Genomic DNA, 16,919 nt, shown 5'->3' with positions numbered 1-16,919 from the left:
ATCATTGCTTGTAGGAGGAGTTTTAATGAATAGTAATAATGTAACCATCTATGATGTCGCACGAGAAGCCGGGGTGTCGATGGCAACCGTCTCACGCGTCGTCAACGGAAACCCGAACGTCAAACCGACGACCCGTAAGAAAGTTCAGGACGCCATCGACCGTCTTGGTTATCGTCCGAACGCCGTCGCCCGCGGACTCGCCAGCAAGAAGACGACGACGGTCGGCGTCATCGTCCCTGATATCTCGAACATCTTTTTCGCAGACCTCGCGCGTGGGATTGAAGACGTGGCGACGATGTACAAGTACAACATCATTCTCGGAAACTCGGACTCGAACCGTGACAAAGAGATCCATTTGTTGAACACGTTGCTCGGCAAACAAGTCGACGGCATCATCTTCATGGGTGGACGTCTGCATGAAGATCTCGTCAACGAGTTCAAGAAGTCGCCGGTGCCAATCGTCCTTGCGGCGACGCTCAACCAAGGATATGACCTTCCGGCGGTCAACATCGATTACGAGCAGGCAGCGTACGATGCGACCGAAATGTTGATCGGCCACGGCCACAAACAAGTTGGCTTCATCACAGGACCACTCGAGCAACAAATCAATGGCGAGAAGAAATTCTCTGGTTACCGCCGTGCCCTTGACGACGCCGGACTCCCGTTCCGTGAGAGTGACGTCGTCCTCGGGAACTACACGTACGCATCAGGCCTTGAGGCGATGCAGAAGATGCTCGAACGTGACGATTGCCCGAAAGCGATTTTCGCCGGTACGGATGAGATGGCACTCGGTGTCATTCACGCGATTCAAGACGCCGGTTTCTCGGTCCCGAACGATTTTGAAGTCGTCGGCCATGATAACACGCGTCTCGCGACGATGATTCGTCCGAAATTGACGACGGTCGTCCAACCGATGTATGATATCGGTGCCGTTGCCATGCGTCTCTTGACGAAAATCTTGAACGCCGAAGAAATCGAAGAGAAAAACGTCGTCTTGCCGCACCGCATCGAACGTCGCGATTCGGTACGTCAAGACTGAATAAAAATCCCCTCGCCAGTCGGAGTCACTCCGCGGACGAGGGGATTTTTTTAGACATATATTGATTTGCGATCGTTCGAGATGAACGGCCAAAAGGCGCGTTTCGACACTTCCCAATTCTTCTCCTCGATTTGTTGCTTTCGTGGAATGTGTTGGAACGTGTACGTATGGTCATCCCACCGCGTCGGCAACGTTTGATCGGCTTTGGCCTGCCATTGTTCAATCCATTCGACCGGGATGTCACCACGATACGGTGCCTCACGCGTCAGGCCGGCCCATACTTGGGACCAGGCGCGCGGCACCGTCCGATACCAGTCATACCCGCCGCCGCCAAGGGCGACGAGGCGACCTTCCGTGTACTCATCGGCGAGTCGAGAGGCGATTTGTGGAATCTGTTCGAACGTCCGAATCGTCGAGGCGAGGTGTGTCAGCGGGTCGAACGCATGGGCGTCGGCGCCGTTCTGTGTCAGGATGATATCGGGTTTGAACCACTCGCACGCTTCCCGGAACACGGTCTCGTAACAGCGCAGGAAGGAATCATCTTGGGTGAACGCATCGACCGGGACGTTCCAACTGTATCCATAGCCGTTCCCGTTACCACGCTCCGTGACCGATCCTGTCCCAGGAAACAAGTAGCGGCCGGTCTCATGGATGGATAAGGTCATCACATCCGCATCGTCATAAAACAGCCATTGGACGCCGTCACCGTGATGGGCATCGGTATCGACGTACAAGACACGCGACCCGTACGTCTGACGGACGTGAGCGATGGCGACGGCCGCATCGTTATAGACGCAAAAACCTGACGCTTTTCGTCTCATCCCGTGATGCAGACCGCCCCCGACGTGAAACGCACGCTCGACTTTTCCGCTCGCGACCAAGTCAAGGGCGTGCATCGTCCCCCCGACGAGCCGGGCCGCCCCTTCATGGATGGTTGGGAAAATCGGAGTGTCTTCAGTACCGAGCCCAAATTTGTTCGCTTTCAACGTCGACAGCTCACCTGCGGCGGCCGCTTGGACCGCCTCGATATAATCGAGGTCGTGCACGAGCGCGAGCGACTCGACCGATGCGAGGGGAGGAGCGATACACTCGGAGGCCTGAAGCTTGCCTGAGGCGATGAGGAGAGACGTCGTCAGCTCCAGGCGAATCGGATTGAACGGATGATCTTCGTGAAAGCGGTACGAGTTCTCGTTCTCGCCGAATATGTAGGCCGGTCTCATGGGGACATCTCCGGACCGAGCACGTCGAAGCCCTCACGCTTCAACCGTTCGATGATGCGGAGCGGATTCATCGTCTGCACGCGGAACGAGATGATCCGTTTATATGGGTCGGCCGTCGGGTGGACGAACACGTTTATGATATTCACGTTCGTCTTGGCGAGGAGCCGCGTCACTTTTTCAAGCGTGCCGGTCGTATTCTCGACTAAGATTTCAATTTGTGAACTCGGCTCGAGTGCACCGGTCAATTGGACGAAATATCGCAATAAATCTGTCTCGGTCAACACGCCGACGAGCTTTCCTTGTTCGACGATCGGAAGACATGTCAAACGATACTCATAAAACAAGGCGGCCGCGTCTTCGAAAAAATCGTACGGGTGCGCCGTTGTTACATCTTGGCGCATGATGCTCGAGACAGGGTTTTTAAAGTCAGCGCTCTCGCTTTCGGGGTGGAACACACTCGTCGCACCGCTCATCTCGAACTGGCCGACGATTCCGACGACTTGACGGGCCGGATTTGTGACGATGAGATGGCGTACTTTGTGGTCGCGCATGAGCTTGGCCGCATGGGCAATCGTATTGGTCGGTTGAATCGTCACGACATGACGGTTCATCATTTGTTCAATCAGCATCCTGATCCCTCCTCAGTCATACATGAACCGGCGTCGCAGCCGGAGTGAATCGAAGTGGTCGATCGTTTCTTGCCGGACGTTCTTGCCAATCCGTGCCATCAGACAGTTGGCCGGGTGCGAGGCGATCTCCGGGTCGTCGGTCGGGAAGAAGACGAGCCCGCCGTGGTTCATCATCTTCTCCATCACTTTCCGATAGTCCCAAATGGAGAGTCCGCTTCCTTTTAGATCCCAGTGCCAATAATATTCCGTCGTCAAAATCAGGAAGTCGTCCATATGTGGATCCATCATCGACACTTCGAGCAGCTGTTTGCCGATCCGTTGACCGCGGAAGCGCGGACTCACTTCGATGGCGCCGAGCTCGAGAATGTAAGGGTCGTTCCCTTCGCTCCACCGCTCATACGGGTCTGGATATAAATACGTCACGTAGCCGATGACGAGATCGTCGACGCGGGCCACGATAATGCGACCTTCTTTCAAGTCAGCGATTTCAACGAGGGCCTTATGTTGGTCCTCTGGTTCACGAAATGCGGTCAATCCCTCATCGAGGCGATACGTCGCCAGTACATCGCTTTCGATGGGTCCATCGATGATTACGGCTCCGAGTGAGGTTTCCCACACCTTTGAATGATATTGTTTTTCCATGGAGTCACCACCTTTTCCACCTTCTATTATAGCGCTTTCATTCTACTTCTTTCACGCTCTTTTGGAGATTTTGGAAATTCATTGATTTGTCACAATGTTAACACTATACTGAAAGTGGTTATACCATTCATTACAGGGGAGGCGAATCTTTAGCGATGGAAAAATTGAAAGCGTTATCAGGGGAACATCAATTGGCGTCGTATGAAGAGGCTTGTCAGTCGTTCGAGTGGACTCAAGCAGAAGCACTATTTTCTTGGAATTTGACGGGGAATATCAACATGGCGTACGAAGCGATCGACCGTCACGCCGAAGGTGAACTGGCCACAAAACTGGCATTGCTCTATTTCGATGGGGAACGAGAAGAGCGCTATACGTATGAAGATATGAAACGAGAGAGCAATCGGTCCGGAAACGTTCTGAAATCGGTTGGAGTGGAGAAAGGCGACCGCGTCTTCATCTTCATGCCGCGGAGTCCAGAACTTTATTTTATTTTGCTCGGCACACTTAAATTGGGCGCCATCGTCGGTCCGTTGTTCGAGGCGTTCATGGAACAAGCCGTTCACGACCGTCTGCTCGACTCGGAAGCGAAAGTCATCGTGACGACCGAGGCGCTCTTGCCGCGCATCCCGGTCGATCAGCTCCCACACTTGGAGACGATTTTGATCGTCGGCGACGGGGTAGAAGAAGCCGGAAAAATCATCGACTATCGCAAATTGGCGGCTGAAGCTTCGACTGACCTCGACATCACATGGGTTGACCGTGAGGACGGCATGATCTTGCATTATACGTCAGGGTCGACCGGGAAGCCGAAAGGCGTCCTGCATGTCCATAACGCCATGGTGCAGCACTTGATGACCGGGAAATGGGTGCTCGACTTACAACCGGATGATATTTACTGGTGCACGGCCGACCCAGGCTGGGTGACGGGCACGAGCTACGGGATTTTCGCACCGTTCTTGAACGGGGCGACGAATGTGATCGTCGGGGGACGATTCAATCCGGAGTTCTGGTATTCGGTCATCGAACGGTTCGGGGTCACCGTCTGGTACAGCGCGCCGACGGCGTTCCGGATGCTCATGGGTGCCGGCGAAGAAGCGTTCGAGAAATATGATCTATCGTCTCTCCGCCATATCCTCTCGGTCGGTGAACCGCTCAACCCGGAAGTCATTCGTTGGGGGAACGAATCGTTTGGGTTACGGATTCATGATACGTGGTGGATGACAGAGACGGGTGCGATGATGATTTGTAACTATCCGACGATGGATATCAAACCGGGTTCGATGGGGAAAGCCATCCCGGGTTGTGAAGCGGCCATCTTAGACGACCGCGGTCAACCGCTCCCGCCGCATCGGATGGGCAACTTGGCCCTCAAGACGCCATGGCCGTCGATGATGCGGAAGATTTGGAAGAACGACGCCAAGTATGAGAGCTATTTCTGGGGCGATTGGTACGTCTCAGGCGATTCGGCCTATATGGACGAGGATGGTTACTTCTGGTTCCAAGGCCGCGTCGATGACGTCATCATGACGGCAGGCGAACGGGTCGGTCCGTTCGAAGTCGAGAGTCGTCTCGTCGAGCACCCGGCAGTTGCCGAGGCCGGTGTCATCGGGAAACCAGATCCGGTCCGTGGAGAGATTATCAAGGCGTTCATCGCGCTCCGTAAAGGCTATGAGCCGTCAGACGAGCTGAAGACGGAGATTCAAAAGTTCGTCAAAGAAGGGCTCGCGGCCCATGCGGCCCCGCGTGAGATTGAATTCAAAGACAAGCTGCCGAAAACACGAAGCGGGAAGATCATGCGTCGCGTCTTGAAAGCTTGGGAATTGAACCTTGAGACAGGTGACTTATCGACAATGGAAGATTGAACGACAAAAGGTCGACACGCGATGTGTCGACCTTTCTTGTCGGTTTAGGCGCCGTCTGCAGCTTCGGCGTCTTCTTTCTTCTTATCTTCCTCAGCCTTTTTCTCAGCCTCGGCTTTCTTTTTAGCTTCTTCTTCAGCTTTCTTCTTGTCGGCTTCAGCTTTTTTCTTATCGGCTTCAGCTTTTTTCTTCGCTTCCGCTTCAGCTTTTTTCTTCGCTTCCGCTTCAGCTTTCGCTTTAGCCTCAGCATCTGCCTTTTCTTTCGCAGCAGCGTCAGCTTCTTGTTTTTCTTCAGCCTCTTGTTTCTTCTCTTCAGCTTCTTCTTTCTTCTTCGCCTCTTCTTCGGCTTTCTTCTTGGCTTCCTCTTCCTTCTTCCTCTCTTCGACTTTCTTCTTCTCAGAGAATGAGCCAGAATCTTTGAAGTCAGCGGCAGAAACGCTAGAAGGTTGGTTGAAGCGCGCCCCAGTGTTGAAGACTTCAGGATTGTCGGCGTATACGCGGTTGGCCGTCTGTGACCAGATCCGTTGCGTCCGTTGATAATACTGACCTACTTCATAACTGTTTTGCATTTCACCGAATTGTGAGTCAAAACCAGACCACACAGCAAGCGTGACGTTCGGATTCGAGCCGACCAAATACGAGTCGCGTCGGTCGTTCGTCGTACCAGATTTACCCATCCAATCGCCAGGGACGTTCAAGAGTGATCGAGCGTACGTCGCTGTTCCTGACGTATAGACGTCACGTAGCATGTCGATGACGAGGTAAGACGTACGATCGGTATAGATGCGCGTCTTTTTCGGTTGTTTCTCAAAGATAGTTTCACCGTTATATTCAATGCGTTCGATAAAGTATGGTTCCACATGCTCCCCATAGTTCGCGAGCATTGCATAAGACGCGGCCAAGTTGACCGGGCTGACTTCTCCGACCCCTAATGCCATCGATGAAGCGTTTCGGTTCGCTTCCGACACTTCGATGCCCATGTCGACAAGTTTTTGCGTGTCGGCCGGTTTTTGGTTCCGTTCTTCGTAGATCTTAACAGCCGGAACGTTAAGGGAACGTTTCAGCGCTTCGCGAGCCGTTACTGGGCCGCTGTGCGTTCTACTCTCGTTTTCAACTTCTTTTTTCGGTTGACCAGGACCGGTGAATCGGTAGAAGTATTCTTCATCTAAAATCGTCGTTTCGGGCGTAATCATCCGTGCTTCAATCGCATTGGCATAAACCAAGATCGGTTTTGCTGTCGACCCGATTTGACGTTCCATACGCATGGCGCGGTTCACTTCGTCGGTCTTCCCGTTAATATAGCGACCGCCGACGAAACCTAGGATACGTCCGGTTTTATTTTCGATCATGATAGACGCCGTCTGTTCAGGCAACGTGCGATCTTCTTCTTTGATGTATTGGTCTTTATCAAAGTTATTGGCATTTTTAGCGGGTTGTTGCATTGCCTCGTGAACTTTTTTATCAAGCGTCATATGAATCTTGAATCCGCCCTGGCGCAGCATATTGTGGGCGCGTTTGGCGTAAGTTGTTCTAATTTCATTTTGTTCTTTCGTTTTTAAATCTGCCAAGACGATGCCGTCCTGTTCGAGCAAGTAGTTCGTGACAATTTGTCTTGCTTGAAGTTCAGCTTCTTGCACAACATACGGATAACGGTCACGCGGCTTCGATTGCGTCTTCATGAAGTCTTGCGTGATATCGTAGTTATAGGCAGCGTCATAGTCTTCTTTTGTGATTTTCCCAGCAACGTACATCCGGTTGAGTACCGTTTTCATTCGGTTGATGGCCGGTGACACGTCTTCTTTAATAACACCGCCTTGATAATACGGTGTATACAGGAACGGGTTTTTCGGGATCCCGGCGAGGAAAGCGGCTTGTGGCAACGTCAACTTCTCAGCCGATGTATTGAAGACACCGCGAGCGGCTGCTTCAATCCCTGAGATGTTGCGTCCCATCGAGTTTCGTCCGAATGAGACGACGTTCAAATACGCGTTCAAAATCTCATCTTTGTTCATTGCTTTCTCGAGGCGAAGGGCGAGTAAAATCTCTTTCGCTTTTCGTTCGAACGACACTTCGTTCGTCAGCATTTGGTTTTTGATGAGCTGTTGTGTGAGCGTAGAACCGCCGGTCCGGTCTTCCGATCCGGTCGCTTCCTGTAAGATGGCACGGAGCGTCGCTTTCGGCACGACACCATCGTGTTCGTAAAACTCGACGTCCTCTGTGGCGAGTAACGCGTCGACGACGAACGGAGAGACTTTCTCGACGGCGACGGGAACGCGGACTTCATCCGTCGTATAGTTTCCGATGCGTTCACCGCTTCCGAAATAAATGTCAGAAGTCGATGAGTAGGTGTTGATTTGCGACGTCATCGTCTTATATGCGGGTGCCGGCATATCCTTGACGAGGGAAGCGAAATAACCCGCTCCGATCCCGGCGCCTAAAAATCCAATGAGAACGACCGATATAATCGTTAAGAGCAGTACGTTCCACGATACATCGTAAAATACATTGGCATAACGGCGGGCTTTCAAGGACTTTGGTTGGTTCCATGTGTCTCGAATCTTTTGCAGCATGACAGCCTCCTTAATATGATGTAAAACTATTGTTGACAGTAATATATACGATTATAGCACAAGTCCTTCCTGACCTTACCCCGAATCGACTACCGGATGCAAGTTTCCATATTCTCGGTTGACAATTTGGAAATGGAACTTATAAAATGTAAAGCATAGTCCATAAACAAAGATGCTATGAAGAAAGCGAAGTAGTCGACTGACCGCTTGTCCAGAAAGCTAGTGGGTGCTGTGAACTAGTCAATGTCAGCCGATGAATTACACTTTTGGAGCGTGCCGTTCGGCCGGGTCGAGACCGTTATCTCTCGCTACAAGTGGCCACAGCTGTGGCAATTAGGGTGGTACCGCGGAATCTCCGTCCCTTCTCATATGAGAAGGGACGTTTTTTTATGTCAATTGAAGGAGTGGAACAGATGGAATTATTGAAGGATTTAGAATTTCGAGGTCTCGTCAACCAAATGACGGACGAAGCAGGATTGAAAGAACAGCTGAACAAACCGACGACGCTTTACACCGGGTTCGACCCGACGGCGGACTCGCTCCACATCGGGCACTTGCTGCCGATTTTAACACTCAAACGTTTCCAAGAGGCGGGGCACCATGTCATCGCGCTCGTCGGTGGAGCGACCGGCATGATCGGTGACCCGTCAGGACGTTCGGACGAGCGTTCGCTCAACACGCTCGACACGGTCAAACAATTCTCGGATCGAATCAAAGACCAATTGAGCCGCTTCTTGCCGCTCGAAGGGGACAACCCAATCTCAATCCGCAACAACTACGAGTGGACGGAAGAGTTGTCAATCATCGACTTCTTGCGCGACATCGGCAAACACTTCCCAATCAGTTACATGCTCGCCAAAGACTCGGTCGACTCGCGTTTGGAGAACGGGATCTCGTACACGGAATTCTCGTACATGCTCTTGCAATCGTTCGACTTCTTGAAGTTGTACGAAAATGAGAACTGCCGTCTTCAAGTTGGGGGCAGCGACCAGTGGGGCAACATCACGGCCGGTCTCGAACTGATTCGTCGCTTTGGTCACTCGGAGAAGGCGTTCGGTTTGACGGTACCGCTCGTGACGAAGTCGGATGGACAAAAATTCGGTAAGACGGCCGGTGGTGCGGTCTGGCTCGACGCCGATAAGACGACACCTTACGAGTTCTACCAGTTCTGGATCAACGTCGACGACGCCGACGTCATCAAGTTCATCAAATACTTCACATTCTTGTCGCATGACGACATCTTGGCGCTTGAAAGCGAAGTGGCGTCTGCACCGGAAAAACGTGTCGCCCAACGTCGCCTCGCCGAAGAGATGACGAAACTCGTCCACGGTGAAGCAGGTCTCGAGCAAGCGCTCCGTATCACGACGGCATTCTTCAGCGGTGATTTGAAGACACTTAAGCCAGAAGATATGGATGCTGCTTTCAAAGGCATGCCTCAGTTCGAACTTGACGGCGAACGTAACCTCGTCGATCTACTCGTTGAAGCGAAGATTGCGACATCAAAACGTCAAGCCCGCGAAGACGTTCAAAACGGGGCGATTTACTTGAACGGGGAGCGCGAACAAGCGCTCGATAAGACGGTGACACGTGCCGATACACTTGGTGAGTTCACGGTCATCCGCCGAGGCAAGAAAAAATACTTCGTGATCCGTCACGTCTGATGCATTCGTCCATGTCCCAAATGTTGCGGACATGGACGTTTTTTTTATATCTCAAATTGGTTTCGGTCTGATACGATGGCAAGTATAGACGATAAGGAGGCTTTCCTATGGAAATTGAAGAGTTTTTTGGCGAACAGTTCCACCAATGGCGGGAACGGTTCCGCTACTATGAGATGGCGATCACCGAGCTTGAGAGCGACCTCGGCATCATCGACCTCGATTGGCAGACGCGGCTCGGCTATTCGCCGATTGAACACGTGAAGACGAGGATGAAGACGTTGCCGTCCATCATTCGGAAGATGAATCAAAAAGGGCTTCCCCTAGAAGTGGAAGCGCTGTGGGACAATATATCTGACGTCGCCGGAGTGCGGATCGTCACGAGTTTTCGTGATGACATCTACGCCATCCTCGATCATTTGAAAAAACGGGACGATTTAGAAATTGATGAGATTAAGGATTACATCCAACATCCGAAACCGAGCGGCTATCGGAGCTTGCATCTCATCGTCCGAACGAAAGTGTATTTGGCGGAACGCGTCATCTGGGTGCCAGCCGAGATTCAAATTCGCACGCTCGCCATGGACTTTTGGGCGGCGACGGAGCATAAGCTTCATTATAAATATCAGCACGTCGTCCCAGAGGCGTCGAAACTCGAGTTGATCGAAGCGGCCAAGATGGCGGACGCGCTCGATACGCAGATGGGCCGGATTCGCGAACAAATACTAAAGTAAAAAAAAATCCCCTTTCCTGCCAAAGCAGGGAAGGGGATAAAAGCATTAACGTGAGTAGTACTCAACGATGAGTTGCTCTTTGATTTGGTCGTTCAATTCAGCACGCTCAGGAAGACGTACGAATGTACCTTCGAGCTTCTCAGCGTCGAATGTTACGTAGTCTTTTGTAGCTGGTGCTACTTCGAGAGCTTCAGCGATTGCTTTGAAGTTTTTAGACTTCTCGCGGACTGAGATGACTTGGCCTGGTTTTACACGGTAAGACGCGATGTCTACACGTGAACCGTCAACTTGGATGTGACCGTGGTTGACGAGTTGGCGCGCTCCACGACGTGTGCGAGCGAGACCCATACGGTAAACGAGGTTGTCAAGGCGTGACTCGAGCAAGAACATGAAGTTCTCACCGTGGATACCTTGCATTTTCCCTGCATCGTTGAAGATGCGACGGAATTGCTTCTCGTTGATTCCGTACATGTGACGGAGTGCTTGCTTCGCTTGAAGCTGAAGACCGTATTCAGAGATTTTACGACGACCATTTCCGTGTTGACCTGGTGCGTAAGGACGTTTTGCTAATTCTTTACCCGTTTCGCTAAGCGAGATGCCTAAGCGACGCGAGAGTTTCCAAGCTGGACCTGTGTAACGAGCCATGTTTGGACTCCTCCTTGTTGTTCATGTATTTTGCACAAAAGAACAACGGTGTCAAAGACTGGTGACGCCCCTTTCATAGGTTCAAGCACCTTCACTTGATAGCGAAGCTACGAGATGCTCCTCCGACTCAGTCGAGGCCCGAAAGGTGGATACGTCTGTCAATGACTGCTATCGTCATTTCATGCACAAAAATCAGTATACGACGAAATGATTCGCTTGTCAATCAGATGAAGCGAAGTAATGTCTGACAGAATTGCTCCAACCCTTGACGGTCGACATCCGAGAAGCGGTCGAACTCAGGGCTGTCGATATCGAGTACGCCGATGGTCTTACCGTCACGGACGAGCGGGACGACGATTTCCGAGTTCGAAGCCGCGTCACAAGCGATATGGCCCGGGAACTGATGAACGTCTGCGATGAGTTGTGTCTCTTGCGTCGAGGCGGCTGTCCCGCAGACTCCTTTGCCGAACGCGATATGGACGCAAGCCGGCAGACCTTGGAACGGTCCGAGGATAAGGGCGTCTTCGCCTTCTGTTAAATAGAAGCCGACCCAGTTGATCCGGTCGAGGAATTGGTTGAGCAACGCGCTCGCGTTTGAAAGGTTCGCGACACGGTTCGTCTCGCCTTCGAGTAGCGCGGCGAGTTGTTTGTTTAGTAGGTCGTAACCGGCGGCCAAGTCGCCAGAGTAAGTAGTCGTTTGGAACATGGGATTCCCTCCTAATGAATGAAAGCAAGATTGATTAGCATTATGGTACACGCATTTTTTTATTTTGTCTTCTTAAAAGATTCATGTGAAAAATAACATTCTCTCCCTAAACCGTTGGAAAACCTATGCAAATCATTGGTTCTATAATATGATTAGTATTATCTATACTCATAAAATACTTCATTTATTCATTCAGATACATAAGTCCACGAAAGCGGCTTGGAGGTTGTGACAGAAATGGATTACGGAATCTACGGAATTTTAATTGGAATTATTGTCATCGCATTAGGGGCGATGCTGGGAAGCATGCTCGTGCGAAGGAATTTTTACCAGAAAATTGATGATTTAGACATGCGCAAACAAAGCGTGCTCAGCGCCAGCGTCCCGGCCGAACTGCAGAAGTTCAAACAGTGGCCGATGGAGGGCGAGACGAAAGAAAAGTTCGAGCGTTGGCATCAGTCATGGGACGAACTCGTCAGTGTACATACCGGGCAAATCGATGAGGCGCTCTATCATGCCGAAGAAGATTTGGACAAATATCGCTTCCTCAAAGTCAAATCGGATTTGAATGCGACGGAACAGTTGATTGAAGAGCTCGAGTCGATGGTACACGCCATGCTCGACGAGATGGATGAGTTTAATCAGCATCATTCGTCGCTGCTCGATATCGTCAAAAAAGACGAGAAAGAGCTGTACCAATTCCGGAAGACACTCGTCGCGCAAAACAGTGCGTTCGGCCCGACGTATGAACTCGTCGAATCTGAGATTGCGGCAGCGGAAGCAAAACGGACCGAGATGATCACGTTGAAGCAAGAAGGCCAAGTATCGGAGGCTTACGTCGCCGGCCAAGTCTTGTCTGAGAAAGTGACGAAGATTCGTGAACTCGTTAGTGTCATCCCTCAGTTCGTCCGCACGGTGCAGGTTGACTTGAAACAACAGCTCAACCAGTTGCGTTCGGGGCATAAAGAGATGCAAATGGACGGCTACGCGCTCGAACCGCTCGGTTTAATGGAAGAAATCGAGCAGGCGGAAGATCGCCGATCGGCTCTTATGGACCGCATCGAACAGCTCGACTTCGATCATTTCGAGATGGACATGCAACAGCTCAGTTCGGACATCGACCAGTTGTTCGAAGCGTTCCGGACCGAAGTCGACGCGCGCCAATACGTGAAGAAAGAATTCGCGAGTGTGAAAGACCGTGACCGCCAGACGAGCGAAGTCATGGCGCGACTCCATCAAGAGATGACTCGACTCGTCAGCAACTATGAGATCAACGCTCGAGTCGGTGAAGAATTTGAACAGCTTGAACGTGAGCGGGCGACGCTCACGGCGAACGTACTCGATATCGAACAGGCGCTCGTCGCCCAGATGATCCCGTTCAGCATGATCAAGTCGAAAGTGCAAGAAGCAAAACGGTCGCTCGACCAGTTTAGTGCCATGCATGAACGCTTCATCGAGAATACGAACTCGCTCCGTAAAGAAGAGCTCGAGGTTCGTAACAAGCTCGAGTCTTGGAAGAAAGAATTGTCGGCCCATCGCCGACTCCTTACGAAGAGCGCCATGCCGGTCGTCCCGACGGATTTGACGAGCGATATGCGCCAATTGCAAAAAGGCGTTCAATCGTTGGACGAACAGTTCGAGAAGGCGCCGTTCAATATGACGTATATCGTCGGACTCAGCCACGACGTCGAAGAGACGATGGACAACTTCCGCGACCGGGTCAAAGCGCTCTTACGCCAAGTCACGTACGCCGAGCAGCTGCTGCAATACGCGAACCGCTATCGCCGGCGTGACAACGAGGTCCATATCGCCTTGACGCTCGCCGAGAACAAGTTTTTACACGGAGAGTACGGCACGGCCGTTGAAATCGGTGAACGCGTCCTCGGGCGCTTCGATGAAGGCGCGGCCCGCGAGATTCGTCAGCGTGTCGAAAAAGGTTTGGAGCAACAAGAGCTATTACGAAAATAATGATGCATGAAGATTGACGTAAACGGGAATTAACGTAGACGTCAATCTTTTTTGAATCGAGGAGGAATTTTGTGATGGGAACGCTATGGGTAAACGGAAAGATCTATACGATGAATAAAGAGCATGAACAGGCTCGCGCCATGTATGTCGAGCACGGTCGCATTCTGAAGCTAGGTGAGGAAGGCCACCTTCGTCGTACATACGCCGGAAGGGTCAAACAGATTGTGAACCTTGAAGGGAAGAGCGTTTATCCGGCGTTCACCGACTCGCACATCCATTTGATCGGATACGGGGAAGCGCTCGACCGCATCGACGCGACCGAGACGACGGATTTGCAAGCTCTGCTCGAGTCGATGAAACAAAAGGACGGCAGTGACAGAAGTGACGATTGGCTCGTCGCGGAAGGGTTCAATGACCGTCTGCTCGGAGAGATGCCGACGCGTGAGATGATCGATGCCGTCATTCCGGACCGGCCCGTCGTCTTGAAGCGGGTCTGTCGCCACGTCGCCGTCGTCAACTCGAAAGGATTGGAACGACTTGGCTTGATTCACCATACCGTCATCGAAGGCGGAAAGCTCGGACGCGACGCGGAAGGAAAACTGAACGGGGTGCTATACGATGCGGCGCTCGATTTGCTCCATAAAGAACTAGGTGGGAATCGCGAGAAAAATGTCGCCTCACTCCACCGGGCCATCGACTCGCTTTTCGCCCACGGGATTGTCGGCGCCCATACGGAAGACCTGTTCTATCATGGCGACCCGCTCGAGACGATTCAAGCGTATGAGGACGTGTTAGCAGATCTCCCGTTCCACGCCCATCTGCTCGTCCATGAACAAGTCGTCGATCAATTAATCCGTCACGATGCGCTCGCGAAACGACCACGTTTCGATTTCGGGGCGATGAAACTGTTCGTCGACGGGTCGTTCGGGGGACGGACGGCACTCTTATCGGAACCGTATACGGACGAACCGGGTCAGCGCGGAATCGAGGTCCATCGTCCAGACCATCTCGAGGCGCTCGTCAAAAAGGCGCGGTCGTATGGTATGAACGTGGCAGCTCACGTCATCGGGGATGCCGCCGCCGAACAGTTCATCACGTTGCTCGAGAAGTATCCGGCCAAGCGCGGGACGCGGGACCGAATCATCCATGCCTCGCTCTTGAACGATGCATTGTTGAAACGGATCCAGGCGCTGCCGGTATTGATAGATGCGCAGCCGATCTTCTTGTCGGACGACATGAACTTGTTGTTCGACCGGCTCGGAAACGACCGGGTCGATAACGCCTACCGCTTCAAATCGATGCTCGACACGGGAGCGCTCGTCCTCGGGGGCAGTGACGCCCCGATTTCTTCGGTCGATGTGCGAAAAGGCCTGTATGGTGCCGTCACCCGTCAATCGTTCGAGGAGTCGGGCGCGCTCAATCCGCCGGAACGCCTGTCGATGTATGAAGCGCTCCGTAGCTTCACGTATGCCCCGCGTGTCGCCACAGGCACGCACGGACGTGACGGCTTGTTGATTCAAAGTTATAACGCCACGTTCACGGTGTGGGAAGAAGACTTCTTCGAACTTCGCGGGCGCGACATCCTCGACAACCGACTCGTCATGACGGTCGTCGAAGGGTCGCCGGTGTATGAGGCCGACGTCGTCAACGCATAATAAAAAGGCTAGCCGTCTAAGTAAAATGGACGGCTAGCCTTTTATCGTTTAGAAGAATGAGCGTTGTACTTTGTGCCAGAACGAGTTGTTTTTCAACTTGACCGTTTTGACGACTTGGTCAGAGAGCTCGATATCGATTCGATCGGTATATTTGAGGCTGAGCGCCTCGTTATCCATCCCGATGATCGGATAGTCGTTCCCGTCTTCGACGATGCGAAGCGACAGTTTGCGTGAATCATGGACGATGAACGAAGAACCGAGTGTACGGTAACGGTTATTGTTCACCGAAGCGATCTCGCTCACTTGCATGCATGGGATGAGCGGGTCGACGATCGCGCCGTCGAGTGATTTATTATAAGCCGTCGAGCCGGTCGGCGTCGAGACGACCATCCCGTCGCCGCGGAACGTCTCGAAGTGAAGATCGTCGATGTATACCTCAATGGCGAGTGATTTGATGATACTCGATTTGATCGAAGCTTCGTTCAAACAAAGCATCGGTGTCGATTCATTGATTGAAGCCGATAAGAGCGGATATTTCCGTACCTCGAGCCCGGCTTCGATCCGAGCAGAGTTATCTGAGAATAAACGATCGACTTCGTCGAGCTTATGTATGTCGAAGTCGCAATAAAACTCATTCAATCCGCGTCCGAACCCGACGTAGATGGCGTCTTGACGGAAGCCTGTATAACGGACGGCCTGTAAGAACGCGCCATCTCCCCCGATGGCGACGATGATGTTGGCGTCTTCCGGACGATTCACGACGTTGAAGCCATGCTTCTCACCGATCTCGATTAGTTTCTTTACCTCTTTAGTAAAGTCGTTGACGTTACGATGGTACAAATAAACGTTGTTTCTCATCCATGTCATCCCCTTTGTCAATTGAGTCTCTTTCATTATACAGCGTTTTAGACGCTCGATATAGGGAAAATCACAATCAGGCCGTCTGAGGCAGGAAGTTTGTCATCGAGACGGCACCATCGATATGATGAAGAAGTATAAATCAAACCAAAGGGGATGAAACGATGCCAACATTTAAAGGCAATACCGTTACACTGCAAGGGAATCCGGTCAAAGTCGGAGATGCTGCACCGGACTTTACAGCGCTCACGACGGCACTTGAAGAGGTGACGCTCGCGTCATACCCAGGGAAAAAATTGATTAGTGTCGTCCCGTCGATTGATACAGGCGTCTGTGATGCACAAACGCGTGCGTTCAACGAGAAAGCGGCAACGCTTGGAGGGACAATCTTGACTGTGTCGAACGACTTGCCATTCGCACAACGTCGCTGGTGTGCGGCCTCGGGACTCGATAACGTCATCATGTTATCGGACCACCGCGACCAATCGTTCGCGAAATCTTACGGCGTGTTGATGGAAGAGCTCCGTCTCCTCGCACGCTCGGTGTTCGTCATCGACTCAGAAGGTACGGTCCAATACGTCCAGTACATGGATGAGATGACAGACGAGGTCGATTTCGATGCGGCGCTCGAGGCGTTTGATAAAGCGAACTGATTCGCTTGGCGAAATGACCACGAATCGCTTACACTAATAGAAGTGAACCGACCGGCTCTCCATCAGAGGGCCGGTTTTGTATG

At 52.0% G+C, this 16,919-nt stretch carries 14 protein-coding genes and 1 other annotated feature; of the genes, 7 read left to right on the top strand and 7 right to left on the bottom strand.

The window, feature by feature from the left end:
- Positions 1-25 precede the first annotated feature (25 nt).
- A complete protein-coding gene (ccpA, locus tag KNP06_RS10355) occupies positions 26-1,039 on the top strand; it encodes a catabolite control protein A (protein WP_034778263.1) in 1,014 nt (337 codons plus the stop codon).
- Between the two features lie 50 nt (positions 1,040-1,089).
- Here ccpA and KNP06_RS10350 read toward each other — a convergent pair whose 3' ends face one another.
- The 3 genes from KNP06_RS10350 to KNP06_RS10340 are packed head-to-tail and all read right to left on the bottom strand — an operon-like array spanning position 1,090 to position 3,530.
- A complete protein-coding gene (locus KNP06_RS10350; protein WP_214788791.1) occupies positions 1,090-2,259 on the bottom strand; it encodes an acetoin utilization protein AcuC in 1,170 nt (389 codons plus the stop codon).
- Positions 2,256-2,888: an acetoin utilization AcuB family protein gene (locus tag KNP06_RS10345; protein WP_138859175.1), complete on the bottom strand. Its 633-nt coding sequence runs from the start codon at positions 2,886-2,888 to the stop codon at positions 2,256-2,258. The genes KNP06_RS10350 and KNP06_RS10345 overlap by 4 nt, the downstream gene beginning before the upstream one ends.
- A 12-nt stretch (positions 2,889-2,900) precedes the next feature.
- Positions 2,901-3,530, bottom strand: coding sequence for a GNAT family N-acetyltransferase (locus KNP06_RS10340; protein ID WP_214706431.1), 630 nt, complete (start codon positions 3,528-3,530; stop codon positions 2,901-2,903).
- 155 nt (positions 3,531-3,685) lie between these two features.
- On the opposite strand from KNP06_RS10340, the gene acsA reads away from it, so the two are divergent.
- Positions 3,686-5,392, top strand: a complete 1,707-nt coding sequence (gene acsA, locus KNP06_RS10335) for an acetate--CoA ligase (RefSeq protein WP_214711736.1) — start codon at positions 3,686-3,688, stop codon at positions 5,390-5,392.
- Between the two features lie 44 nt (positions 5,393-5,436).
- Here the strand turns inward: acsA and KNP06_RS10330 are convergent, their stop codons facing one another.
- Positions 5,437-7,959, bottom strand: coding sequence for a transglycosylase domain-containing protein (locus KNP06_RS10330; protein ID WP_214788789.1), 2,523 nt, complete (start codon positions 7,957-7,959; stop codon positions 5,437-5,439).
- A 168-nt stretch (positions 7,960-8,127) separates the two neighbouring features.
- Positions 8,128-8,325, top strand: a binding site (T-box leader).
- Between the two features lie 47 nt (positions 8,326-8,372).
- Between KNP06_RS10330 and tyrS the strand changes: the two genes are divergently transcribed.
- Both tyrS and KNP06_RS10320 read left to right on the top strand, forming a co-directional pair.
- Positions 8,373-9,620 carry a tyrosine--tRNA ligase gene (gene tyrS / locus KNP06_RS10325; RefSeq protein WP_214711732.1) on the top strand — a complete coding sequence of 416 codons (1,248 nt, stop codon included), beginning with the start codon at positions 8,373-8,375 and terminating at the stop codon, positions 9,618-9,620.
- Positions 9,621-9,727: 107 nt separating this feature from the next.
- A complete protein-coding gene (locus KNP06_RS10320) occupies positions 9,728-10,351 on the top strand; it encodes a GTP pyrophosphokinase (protein ID WP_214711730.1) in 624 nt (207 codons plus the stop codon).
- A 45-nt stretch (positions 10,352-10,396) separates the two neighbouring features.
- Here KNP06_RS10320 and rpsD read toward each other — a convergent pair whose 3' ends face one another.
- Positions 10,397-10,996 carry a 30S ribosomal protein S4 gene (gene rpsD, locus KNP06_RS10315; protein ID WP_029595169.1) on the bottom strand — a complete coding sequence of 200 codons (600 nt, stop codon included), beginning with the start codon at positions 10,994-10,996 and terminating at the stop codon, positions 10,397-10,399.
- A 223-nt stretch (positions 10,997-11,219) separates the two neighbouring features.
- Positions 11,220-11,702, bottom strand: a complete 483-nt coding sequence (locus tag KNP06_RS10310) for a GAF domain-containing protein (protein ID WP_138859180.1) — start codon at positions 11,700-11,702, stop codon at positions 11,220-11,222.
- A 237-nt stretch (positions 11,703-11,939) separates the two neighbouring features.
- Between KNP06_RS10310 and ezrA the strand changes: the two genes are divergently transcribed.
- Both ezrA and KNP06_RS10300 read left to right on the top strand, forming a co-directional pair.
- Positions 11,940-13,670 (top strand): septation ring formation regulator EzrA, encoded by a 1,731-nt coding sequence (gene ezrA, locus KNP06_RS10305; RefSeq protein WP_214711728.1) that lies wholly within the window; start codon positions 11,940-11,942, stop codon positions 13,668-13,670.
- A gap of 74 nt (positions 13,671-13,744) precedes the next feature.
- The gene (locus KNP06_RS10300) at positions 13,745-15,325 is read left to right on the top strand and encodes an amidohydrolase (RefSeq protein ID WP_214711726.1); all 1,581 of its coding nucleotides are present in this window, start codon (positions 13,745-13,747) and stop codon (positions 15,323-15,325) included.
- A gap of 48 nt (positions 15,326-15,373) precedes the next feature.
- Here the strand turns inward: KNP06_RS10300 and KNP06_RS10295 are convergent, their stop codons facing one another.
- Positions 15,374-16,192, bottom strand: a complete 819-nt coding sequence (locus KNP06_RS10295; RefSeq protein WP_034778250.1) for an NAD kinase — start codon at positions 16,190-16,192, stop codon at positions 15,374-15,376.
- 155 nt (positions 16,193-16,347) lie between these two features.
- Here KNP06_RS10295 and tpx point away from each other — a divergent pair, with 155 nt between their 5' ends.
- On the top strand, positions 16,348-16,836 hold the full coding sequence (gene tpx, locus KNP06_RS10290; protein ID WP_214706405.1) for a thiol peroxidase: 489 nt from the start codon (positions 16,348-16,350) through the stop codon (positions 16,834-16,836).
- Positions 16,837-16,919: the final 83 nt, after the last annotated feature.

This window comes from Exiguobacterium sp. s21 (genome assembly GCF_018617975.1).
In the GTDB taxonomy this organism is placed as follows: domain Bacteria; phylum Bacillota; class Bacilli; order Exiguobacteriales; family Exiguobacteriaceae; genus Exiguobacterium; species Exiguobacterium mexicanum_A.
Note: the sequence above shows the minus strand (reverse complement) of the source record. Positions and strands in the feature narration are given on the sequence as shown.